This window comes from uncultured Veillonella sp. (assembly GCF_915069625.1).
In the GTDB taxonomy this organism is placed as follows: Bacteria; Bacillota; Negativicutes; order Veillonellales; family Veillonellaceae; genus Veillonella.
On the sequence record NZ_CAJZFD010000053.1, the window covers coordinates 1 to 11,377 of the forward strand.

General features: G+C 39.3%; 11 protein-coding genes. All 11 read left to right on the forward strand.

Annotation, left to right across the window (positions count from 1 at the left end; all coding sequences use genetic code 11):
* Positions 1-116: 116 nt before the first annotated feature.
* Entirely contained in the window at positions 117-800 is a 684-nt protein-coding gene (locus QZ548_RS04170; RefSeq protein WP_005387811.1) for a carboxymuconolactone decarboxylase family protein, read from the forward strand.
* Positions 801-961: 161 nt separating this feature from the next.
* Positions 962-1,621 (forward strand): tRNA (guanosine(46)-N7)-methyltransferase TrmB, encoded by a 660-nt coding sequence (gene trmB, locus QZ548_RS04175; RefSeq protein WP_295205884.1) that lies wholly within the window; start codon positions 962-964, stop codon positions 1,619-1,621.
* Position 1,622: 1 nt separating this feature from the next.
* Positions 1,623-2,966 carry an FtsW/RodA/SpoVE family cell cycle protein gene (locus tag QZ548_RS04180; RefSeq protein WP_295868554.1) on the forward strand — a complete coding sequence of 448 codons (1,344 nt, stop codon included), beginning with the start codon at positions 1,623-1,625 and terminating at the stop codon, positions 2,964-2,966.
* 110 nt (positions 2,967-3,076) lie between these two features.
* Positions 3,077-4,360, forward strand: coding sequence for a uracil permease (gene uraA, locus QZ548_RS04185; RefSeq protein WP_295792331.1), 1,284 nt, complete (start codon positions 3,077-3,079; stop codon positions 4,358-4,360).
* 319 nt (positions 4,361-4,679) lie between these two features.
* Positions 4,680-5,144, forward strand: coding sequence for an NfeD family protein (locus QZ548_RS04190; RefSeq protein ID WP_005387820.1), 465 nt, complete (start codon positions 4,680-4,682; stop codon positions 5,142-5,144).
* A 36-nt stretch (positions 5,145-5,180) separates the two neighbouring features.
* Positions 5,181-6,137: a flotillin-like protein FloA gene (floA, locus tag QZ548_RS04195; protein ID WP_059361546.1), complete on the forward strand. Its 957-nt coding sequence runs from the start codon at positions 5,181-5,183 to the stop codon at positions 6,135-6,137.
* 8 nt (positions 6,138-6,145) lie between these two features.
* Positions 6,146-6,901 carry a hypothetical protein gene (locus QZ548_RS04200; protein WP_295868555.1) on the forward strand — a complete coding sequence of 252 codons (756 nt, stop codon included), beginning with the start codon at positions 6,146-6,148 and terminating at the stop codon, positions 6,899-6,901.
* A 288-nt stretch (positions 6,902-7,189) separates the two neighbouring features.
* Complete coding sequence (locus QZ548_RS04205; protein ID WP_295868557.1) at positions 7,190-7,921, forward strand: sortase; 732 nt, start codon at positions 7,190-7,192, stop codon at positions 7,919-7,921.
* A gap of 54 nt (positions 7,922-7,975) precedes the next feature.
* Positions 7,976-8,914, forward strand: coding sequence for a hypothetical protein (locus QZ548_RS04210; protein WP_295868560.1), 939 nt, complete (start codon positions 7,976-7,978; stop codon positions 8,912-8,914).
* 147 nt (positions 8,915-9,061) lie between these two features.
* Complete coding sequence (locus tag QZ548_RS04215) at positions 9,062-9,655, forward strand: DNA glycosylase (RefSeq protein WP_295868562.1); 594 nt, start codon at positions 9,062-9,064, stop codon at positions 9,653-9,655.
* A gap of 319 nt (positions 9,656-9,974) precedes the next feature.
* Positions 9,975-11,225 (forward strand): MFS transporter, encoded by a 1,251-nt coding sequence (locus QZ548_RS04220; RefSeq protein WP_005387831.1) that lies wholly within the window; start codon positions 9,975-9,977, stop codon positions 11,223-11,225.
* The last annotated feature ends 152 nt before the right edge of the window (positions 11,226-11,377 follow it).

Consider the following 11,377-nt stretch of genomic DNA (forward strand, 5'->3'; position numbering starts at 1 on the left):
GTATTATATAATATTATCTACAGTATGTATTACAGTAGAACAAGTTTGTTGTTAATGTACAAAAATATCACAGTATTATATAAGTAAGTATTAATGAAAAGGGAGATTGTAAGACGTTGAAAAAAGTATTAACCTTAACATTAGCCGTGGCCATCGTCGCCGGTGGCTATATGTCTGAGGCTAATGGGGCGGGAGAACAGCCTTCTAAGCAGGCACCGTCTATATCTGAGATAAACATATATACGCCTAAAGAACTCAATGCACGTCAAAAAGACTTGGTTGATATCGGTCGCTATACAGCATCCGGTGATCAAGGCGCATTGAAAAGTACAATCGCCTCTGCTATTGAGCGAGGTACGTTGACACCGCAAGAGGTGAGTATTGCGATTCGTCAACTTTACTCTGCTGCTGGTTTAAAGCAAATGAATGCAGCATTAGCTACATTTGATCAATTACGTGAGGAGCGTCCTGAGTTTGGCGCTGATTACGAAAAAATGGTTCCAAAGCAAACAGGGCTTAGTGCTTTATTGGGGAATGGCACTAATGGGGCTGCTTTGGCTAAGGCTAAAAATGAGGATACAAAAGAAGCGGTTCAATACAATACGTTCCGTATGAAGAAACCAAAACCGCAAAATCGTAATCGCTCTCGCCTTGGTAAGTTGGACCGTGAATTAGTCGCTGCCGCAGCTTTAGGTACGCGTGTAGGTAAAAATAATCTATTCGCTGCATCTGAAAAGAGTTTATCTGAGCTTGGCCTCAGCAAATATCAAATTGAAAATCTTGAATCTTTGATTTTCTAAGAATATAAAGACCTACTTCTTTGGAAGTAGGTCTTTTTTATGTATATGAGAAGGGAAATGTAATTGACGTTTAACTCCCCCTTTTCTATAATTAATAAGATAGGTATATGACCTGTAATAATAGATATAATTAATGATTAATATAGATGTAAGGAGAAAGTATGCGCCTTCGTAGAAAACCGTGGATTGATGAAGCTATCCACGAATATGACTCTCATATCATTTTGTCTGGTCAAGAACAGTATAAGGGCAAATGGCGTGAGTTATTTGCCCATCCTGAACGTCCATTATATATGGAACTTGGAACAGGTAAGGGACGTTTTATTGCAGGCATGTCTGAAGCGTATCCAGATGCTAACTTTGTAGGCTTTGAAGTACAAATTGGCGTAATTTATTATGCAGCACAAAAGATTTTTGAAGCAGAGCGAGATAATGCTAAGGTATCTCTCTTTGATATCGCTGGTATTGAAGAGATTGTTGCGCCAGGTGAAGTAGATCGCTTCTATATCAACTTCTGTGACCCATGGCCTAAGGCAAAACATGCTAAGCGTCGCCTCACATATCATACATTCCTCGATCGTTATGCTCGTCTTTTAAAAGACGGTGGTGAGGTTCACTTTAAAACTGATAATGAAGGCTTATTTATGTTCTCTCTTGAAGAATTCAAAGAATGCGGATGGGAACTTAAAAATGTAACCTATGATTTACATAGTACAGATCTTCCAAATGTAAAAACTGAGTATGAAGAAAAGTTTAGTGCTAAAGGGCAACCTATTTTCCGCTTAGAAGCAATTAAGCCGAAAGTACAAAAGGAGGCTTAACATGGAAACACCGAATAAGGGGGATAGTCGGTGGGGCTCACTCTTTAAAAATGATTTACAAGGTATGCTCTTACCTATAGTACTCATTACGATTATAGGTAGTGTGAATATCTTCAGTGCCACCTATATTAGCTCTATTTACGAAAATACAGGGCTTTTAGGGTACTTTTCAAAACATATAGGTTTCCTATTTCTTTCAATGGCAATAGGTGTTATCTTATATCGGTATGATTATAGACAACTACAAAAGCCACATATGTTGCAACGCATAATGATTGCAACCCTAATAGGTATGGTGTTAGTTCTTGTGGCGGGCTCTGTCATTAATGGTGCGCGTCGGTGGATCGTTATCGGTCCCGTATCGATACAGCCGTCAGAATTTGCCAAGTTAGCTGCCATAATATGGACATCCGCTAAATTGAGTACCATGAGAAAATGGGGTAAATCAAGATATAATAATCCACTCACAAACTTACAAGGTTATGTGAGTGAACGCGTAGGTTATATGTTGCCAATGTTAGTTTGGCCTATCATCTTTGCAGTGTTAACGATCTTGCAGCCAGATATGGGGACAACTGTGCTAATCTTCGGGTTCTCCTTCATATTAATTTATTTAGCAGGTTTTGATGGCCGATTCTTTGGTGGTGCTTTTGCTGTAGCTGGTGTGATAGGCTTTATTGCAGCTCGTATGTCACCGTATCGTTGGGAACGGATTCAGTCTTGGTTCGACCCTTGGCCTCATGCTCAAGATATGGGCTATCAAACGGTGCAAGGCCTTTTGGCCGTAGGTTCTGGCGGTATTCTTGGGGAAGGCTTTATGCAAGGTACATCTAAGTACTTTTACTTGCCAGAGGCACATACCGATTTTGCATTTGCCGTGTGGGCTCAAGAAATGGGCTTTGTCGGTGCTATCTTTGTCGTTCTCTTGGTAGCGGCCTTTACATATTTTGGTTTCCGCATTGCTAATAAATCTCGTGATGAATTTGGCAGATGGTTAGCTATGGGCATAACCTTGCTCATCAGTGGACAAGCATTATTTAATATTGCCATGGTTTGCGGTATTATGCCGGTAACAGGTGTGCCTTTGCCATTTATTAGTTATGGTGGTTCTTCATTGTTAATGAACTTTATGGCCATAGGCTTGTTAGCTAGTGTTGGTCGTCGTAATGTAGAAGGTGTAAAACAAGTTGGTACGGCTGAGGATTTACCATCCTTGCGTGAAGAGACACAAAGCCGCTTCAAACCTAAGGTTACTCAAGAAACAGACAAGACTGAAATGCCTGGTCCTTTTAGACCTAGAGAGCCTAGAAGGCCAACGCGTAGACGTCCGAGACCTAAAAATTGATGTGTAATTCTTATGTTTCATAAGAGTAGCATATATGTGTAAAATCCAATGCCATATCGCATATGGTATGGTATTGGAACCTAGTGTTCTTATTGTGGTGAGAGGAAAAGATGAAGGATTATATTGATATTCAAGAGCGCCCATCTTGGGGGCGTATGTTGCCACTTAGTTTCCAACATTTATTTGCTATGTTTGGCTCTACTGTATTAGTACCATATTTATTAAAAGTAGATCCTGCAACAGCTTTATTTATGAATGGTATCGGCACATTGTTATACCTATTCGTATGTAAAGGTAAAATCCCTGCATACCTCGGTTCTAGCTTTGCTTTCATTGCTCCTGTAGCTGGTGTGTTATCGGCAGGTCTCGGTTATGAGGCTGCTAAAGGTGCCTTCGTTGTTTTTGGTTTATCCTTTGTGATTTTATCTGTTCTAGTTCGCTATATTGGTACGCGTTGGATCGATAAGTTATTCCCACCGGCTGCCATGGGTGCTATCGTTGCTATTATTGGTTTGGAATTAGCGCCAGTAGCGATGAGCATGTCTGGCCTTATTGGTAATCAAGACTTGGGCATGAGCCACAGCCAAGCTGTATTTATTTCTATGTTTTCCTTAGTTGTTACCTTGCTTGGCACTGTTGTGTTCCGTGGTTTCTTAGCCGTTATCCCTGTTTTGATTGGCGTTGTTTCTGGTTATATATTATCCGCCTTTATGGGCGTTGTTGATTTTTCTGGCGTAGAGGCTGCACCTTGGTTCTCTTTACCGCAGTTCTATGGCATGCCTGTATTTGATATCAATGCAATCATCATGATTATGCCAGCACTTTTTGTAGTATTTGCAGAACATGTAGGTCACTTGGTTGTAACTAGTAACATCGTATCCAAAGACTTGATGAAAGAACCAGGCTTACAACGTTCTTTACTCGGTGATGGTCTTGCGAACATCCTTTCTGGTTTCTTTGGTGCTACACCAAATACGACATACGGTGAAAACATCGGTGTACTTGCTATCACTCGTTGCTTCAGCGTGTGGGTTATCGGCGGTGCTGCTGTTCTTGCGATGATTATCTCCTTTGTAGGTAAAGTAGCTGCTCTTATTCATGCTATTCCAGTACCGGTTATGGGTGGTGTATCCATTCTCTTGTTCGGTATCATTGCAGCGTCGGGTTTGCGTATGCTTGTAGAACGCAAAGTAGATTATACAAATCCTGTAAACATGATCTTAACATCTGTTATCCTTGTGGTAGGCCTTAGCGGTGCTGAACTTGCTGTAGGTCCTGTTGTATTGAAAGGCATGGGCCTTGCGACTGTAGTAGGCATGGCAATGAGTATCATCTTATTGCTCCTTCAAAAAACAGGCGTTGGTAATGACCAATTGAAAAAAACAGAAGTATAATTACTGTCAAATCTATTGATGAAATAGCATCTTACGATGATAACTGACAATAGTAAAGCTTTAAACTAATATAATTTATACATAACGACTACTGAATCAGGTATGCTCCTGTGAAAGTAGTCGTTTTTATGTGCTTATATGTATCATATTTTAATTGAATAAATCTATAAAGCAAGAGTATTTGATATAAAATGAGGTATTAGGAAATAGATTTGATATGAAATAGATTTATATGATAAGGGTTATCTTTATAATTTATTCTTTATATTGTATAATGAATATATAAGTTGCATAAAATTAATTGAAGAGAGGAGGGCCTATGGAGTTTTTAGTATGGATGGCTATAGGGATTGCCCTAATGGCTGTAGAACTCGTTGTTCCAGGTGGTATTTTGGGACTCATCGGTTATTGTACATTCCTTTGGGGTGTGTATGTAGCCCTTGGAGAAGGTACGGTGGCGCTATATGCCGTACTAGGATTAACAGCCTTGTTAATTGTCCTTATCATCGTGTTCTTTAATCACTTTGAAAAGACTTGGATAGGCAAATTGTTTACCTTAGGGCAACGATCTACGACAAAAGCTGGTTATGTATCTAATGATGTATTAGATGACTTAGTCGGTAAAGAAGGCGTAGCGCATACTACACTACGCCCTGCAGGTATTGCTAAAATTGATGGTAATTTGGTAGATGTTGTAACCGAAGGGGACTTCATCGATGCCGGTTCACCGATTGTGGTGCTTCGTGTTGTAGGGGGCCGCAATATTGTTAGAAAGCGCGATTAAGCTTTCACCACATCGTCGTATATAATGGAGGTTATTATGGATGTAGGTATTTTAATCTTGATTCCCATTCTACTGATTGGGATTATGGTGTTCTTGTATGTTGTGCCATTAGGCCTTTGGGTATCTGCTCTTGCAGCAGGCGTTAATGTTGGTATCTTTACACTCGTAGGTATGCGCTTACGTCGTGTAAATCCATCTCAAATCGTAATGCCTTTGATTAAAGCAAATAAAGCAGGTCTTGATGTTAATGTAAATCAGCTGGAAGCGCATTACCTTGCAGGTGGTGACGTTGACCGCGTTGTAGATGCTTTGATCGCCGCTGAACGCGCATCTATTCCTTTAACATTCGAACGTTCTGCAGCTATCGACCTTGCAGGTCGTGATGTATTGGAAGCGGTACAAATGTCCGTTAATCCTAAAGTGATTGAAACACCAATCATCTCTGCAGTAGCAAAAAATGGTATCGAACTCAAGGTTCGTGCTCGTGTAACTGTACGTGCTAATATTGACCGCCTCGTTGGTGGTGCTGGTGAAGCTACGATTATCGCCCGCGTTGGTGAAGGTATCGTAACGACTGTAGGTTCCTCTGAAGAGCATACAGATGTATTGGAAAATCCAGATCACATCTCTCGTACTGTATTGGGTAAAGGCCTTGATGCGGGTACTGCATTTGAAATCTTGTCCATTGATATTGCGGACGTAGACGTAGGACGTAACATTGGTGCTCAATTGCAAACTGACCAAGCGGAAGCGGATAAGAAAATCGCTCAGGCTCGTGCGGAAGAACGCCGTGCTATGGCTGTTGCGACAGAACAAGAAATGCGTGCTAAAACACAAGACATGCAAGCTAAGGTTGTGGAAGCGCAAGCTGAAGTACCTAAAGCATTGGCAGAAGCTTTCAGAAATGGTAATCTTGGCGTTATGGATTACTACAATATGAATAATATTATTGCAGACACTAAAATGCGTGAAAATTTAGCAGATAGTGAATAGGAGTAGCTATGGACTCTATTTTGTCTTCTGTGCTATCCATCTTTTCGCATAACCCTATATTTGTTCTAGGTATCATCGCGTATATTGCTTTTTCCATTATAAAAAGCAAAAATACAGAAGAGTCTGATGAGTATGATAACTATGAAAGTTCGAGTTCTGGCCAGACTTGGGAGGATATGGAGCGTGAATATGGTATCTCCATAGAGAAAAAGCCTGTAGAACCTTCGCCTGAGGACTTGTTGTATGATGATGATTTCTATCGAGAAATATTTAAAAATAGACCGATTGAAAATCAGCATCCAGAGGCTCCCTTAAGACCTAAGGGGGGAAGACTGTTTCAATATGATGATTCGGAGACATCTGAAAAACATGTTGAAGAGCATCAAAATAATGATAAAGCTCAAACAGTTTTAGCTTCCGGGCATCATTACGATGAAGCGTCTACAACGCAACAAGGTACTCATGTTTCATCTAAGAAAACTTCAAGTAAATCAACTGGCTTTAGTACGAGTACAACTCGTTTAAGTAGAGAGTCTGTTACAGGTCCAACCTTAAGTGAACGATTGGCCGAATTCAAGAGAGATAAGGCTTCTAAAGAAGGAAAGGTACTCCTTGATACGAATATGGTAACGGCTTCGCCAATCACTTCGACGAGTGTTCATACATCAAGTCATAAACGTATATCAAATCATGCTCTAAAAGAAGGCATGAAATGGTCTATCATCTTGAGTAAGCCTAAGGCTCTTGAACGCAGATATCGTTAAGTTGGGTTAGCCAATACGGTTTATTAGTCATTAGAAAATATGGCTATTAAAATATTGGATATAACGGCCACGGGATTATGGGTAATCTATGGCTATCGTTATTTGCGGATAGATGTTGTATAGCAATTATAACGGCACATATCCTATGTGGTGCATATAATTACATATGGAAAGAGGTTCCTATTGGTCACCTATGTGACTATTAGGAACCTCTTTTTTATTGTCTTTTTTTGATGGAACTTTCACAATAATAGGGAAAGGAGTTCGTCTACAAGGAAAGGTGATAGTATGTATCGTAATGTGCGCGTTATACCTAAACAGTTACTGGAACAATTATATGTAGAGAAACAGTGGAGTGTTCGCGAGGTAGCAGAGTATTTCCAGTGTAGTGTAGATACTATTATGCGGCGGATGAAGGCATATGATATTGAGCGAAGACCGTTGAAAAAAGATATAAATATGGTTCATGTACAAGCTCTATATGAGTCAGGTAAGTGGTCATTACATTCTTTAGCGAAGCGTTATGATGTATCGATTACGACGATGGCAAGTCGGATGAAAGAATATGGATTGGCTTGTCAGCGTTCGACTAAGAATGTAGCTATCGATCCGGTACGTATTTGTAGGGCCTATAAAAGTGGAAATACGTCAGACTCTATTGCGCGTATGTATGGCATATCCCGATGGAAAGTACATCATGTGTTGCGTCATATGGGAATGTGTACAACGCTTAAAGCAAAAATATCTCGAAAGGTGGATGAGATGGCTTACTTGTATATTCATCATCATATGAGTACAGATGATATAGGTTTAGCTTACGGTATACGAGGGTCCACGGTGGCTATGTATTTACGGGAGCAAGGTATAGAAATTCGTTCAAATATATTAGAATTAGACGAAAATAGAATAAAAAACTTACGTGCTCAAGGGTATGGTGTTGCCAAAATTGCACAGATGATGGGCTGCTCTGCTTCTGCCGTACGAAAGCGGCTAGCCATGAAAAAATATATCTCTCCTTGATGTAGTGAGGTAGATACTATATACTTAAATTTATACAATGATGGGAGGAATATTATGCTTGAAATTATATCTGCTTTAATACCGTTTTTCTTACTTGGTATAGCGACCGCTGGTTTATCCCGTGTATCTGGGGTAGCCTTGTCGATGATTATCGTACCAACGCTATTGATTTGGGGTGCTAACGCGATTGATGTTATTGCCTTTATGCTACTATTTGTGGTGTACAACAACTTTACAATGGAGACACAAGATGTTCGTTTAGACTATAAAGATCTTGTATTATTCCCTAAATGGCGTCTATGTATTCCATTTATTTTGAGTTTAGTTGCTGCGTTCTTTGTACCAGCTGCAGGGATTGCCATCTTTATGGCCTGCTTTGTCCTAGAATTGTTAGCTACTGTATACAAACGCATTCCTGAAAATAAGCGACCTCGCTTGCATCGCGTTATTGTTACATCCGTTTTAAGTGCTGTTGTAACTGCTGTAGGTGCTTATGCGGGCCCTAAAATTCCTAGTGAATACTATTTCATCTGTGCTGGTTTAGCCATCTTAATTATTACAGGCTTTGCGTGGTACGTAGGCAATCATCGAGATGCCTTTAGAGGTGCATGGGAAACAATTTGGGCTGACTTCAACTTGTTCTTGGGTATGTTTGGTGTAGAAGCCTCTTATTATCCAGCGGCGCTTACACGTTCCATTCCTAATCCAATGGACCGTATGTTACCAATGATTACAGTAGTAGGTGGATACGCTGGTCTTATGGTGGTATTTGGGTTTTACAATATCTTCTCCATACCATCTTTAATTACCGCTATTGGTGCTGCTATTGGCATTCGTCTCTTTGGTATGTATGAGTTTCCACGTCATGGCAGCTTCTCCTACTTAGCGATTGGCTTTGCTGTAGCTGCTGTTGTATGCTTGTATCTCGTATCTCCTACACCAGTAGGCTTTGATCATATTAATACATTAGTATCTCAACCAATCGGTCAATAAGGACTAGTAGTTTACTTATTTCTTTATCGTTATATTAATATTTTTAGTGTTTTACCTAGTATCTAATAGAATTTAGTTTTGTGATATAGTTCATATATTATGCTGAAAGTTGAGTTCATACTAGATTGTGAAAGGGGTTGATGCTCTGTGGCAGAAACAATTGAAACTAGACCATTTCCACCGTTCTTACCAAAGAATACGACGGTGATGATGATGGGGACATTCCCACCAACTTCCGAAAAGCGATCTATGGAATTTCATTATCCTAACTTTCAAAATGATATGTGGCGCGTGTATGGCTTAGTATTCTTTGAGGACAAGGAACACTTTAGAAAAGGGGAGGAAAAAGCCTTTGATGCGGATAAGATTAAAGCGTTCTTATCTGAAGCAGGGATTGCTTCTTGTCCTACTGTATTAAAAGCTATACGCGAAAAGGGGAATGCATCAGATGCATTTCTTAAGGTTGTTGAACCTGTACCATTGGCAGAGGTTTTGGACCAAATTCCCGACTGTAAACATATCGGTACCACAGGTGGTAAGGCCACAGAAATTTTGTTGAGTCTTTTACCAGAAAAGGTTAAATTGCCTAAAACAGGGGAGACAATTCCCTTTGTGTTTAACGGACGTGAATTGACGTTAACGCGATTACCATCTACATCTCGTGCGTATCCTTTGAGTCTTGCTAAAAAGGCTGAAGCTTATAAAAACTTCTTTAAGGCGTGTGGATTAAAAACGAAATAATATAGGTAGATATGTAAAGCAGATAGATGTATCAGCTATATAGAAAAGTCATTAACTAAATAGTTATAAATAACACCTTTGATGTTATATCGTATCTTCGGGGATATAATATAAACGATCAAAGGTGTTTTTATTATCAAAAATTAATGTGAGCTATAAAAATGGATATATCTATATTATGATTGATTACACATATCTTGTTATAAATAAAAGTAATGAGCTGTATAACATTTTAGTTCTTGATTTCTAGAATGAGAGGTTTATAATTAATCGTTGTCGCAAATGGTTGACAATAGTTTAAGAAAATGGAGTTGATATTATGGATAAGGCTAAAGAGGCCTTATGGACAAGATCCTTTGTCCTCGATACTTTGATTAATTTCTTAGTATTTTTGATTTATTATTTATTAATCGTTATTATTGCGGTAGTAGCAAAGGATAATCTTCATGCTACAGCAAGTCAAGCTGGCTTGGCCGTTGGTATTTATATTATTGGTACCGTTGTTGCTCGTTTGTTAGCAGGACGTTTTATCAGCATCTTAGGCTGTCGTAAGATGTTGTACCTTGGTTTGTTAATTTATTTGGTTTCAACAGCCATGTACTTCTATACACCTAATTTATTGATGCTCGATAGTGTTCGTTTCTTAAATGGTTTTGCATACGGTATTACATCTACAGCTACAAGTACAATCGTAGCGGCTATTATTCCTATGTCACGTCGTGGTGAAGGGATTAACTACTATGGTTTATCTACATCTCTTGCCGCTGCGGTAGGCCCATTCTTGGGGATTTTAATGCTACATAGCCTTGGTTATGACTTTATCATCGCATTCTGTGTTGCTCTTATCATCCTTTGTGGTATTGGTTCTGTTCTTATGAAGTTTGAGGAACCTAAGCTCGATATTGAATCTGAAGAACGTAAGGGCATTAGAATTTCCGATTATATTGAACCACGTATGAACTCTATTAGTCTTGTTTCTGTACTAGTAGGTTTTGCATACTCTGGTGTTATCGGCTTTATGGCAGCCTATACAAAAGATTTAAATCTTATCTTAGCAGGCACATTCTTCTTCGTTGTGTATGCTGTAGTTATTACTATAACAAGACCATTACTTGGTATTGTGTTTGATATGAAAGGGGAAAACTTTGTTCTTTACCCTTGCTTCATATCCTTAGCCCTTGGTATTTTCTTATTATCCATCGCTCACTCTACATGGCTTATTCTCTTATCCGCTGTGTTTGTTGGCCTTGGTTACGGTACATTCATGTCAAACGGTCAAGCCGTAACTGTTAAAATTGTGCCGGTTCACCGTATTGGTGTTGCCACATCCACATACTTTATTGCCTTAGATATGGGGTTAGGTTTTGGTCCATACATCTTAGGTGCTATTAAAGAGGTAGTAGGCTATACAAGCATGTTCCATGTTACTGTTGTAGTAGCACTTCTTGCCTTCGTTGCGTACTATTTCTTATATGGTCGTTATGTAGGTACTGAAAAAGATCTTTCTTTGAAAGCTCGTGCTGAAGAAGAACAAATTAGAAATCGTAAACGCAATGGTAAACTTGCATAGAATGTAAGTTATTGATGGTGGTGAATTCAGACTGGTTCTAGCAGGCAGATTTTACAACTAAATTAAAAGGACTATACGAGATATCTCGTATAGTCCTTTTTTGTTATTGTCTTTAGACTGGTTCGCGACGTAGTCGCGAATCATTAAACCAC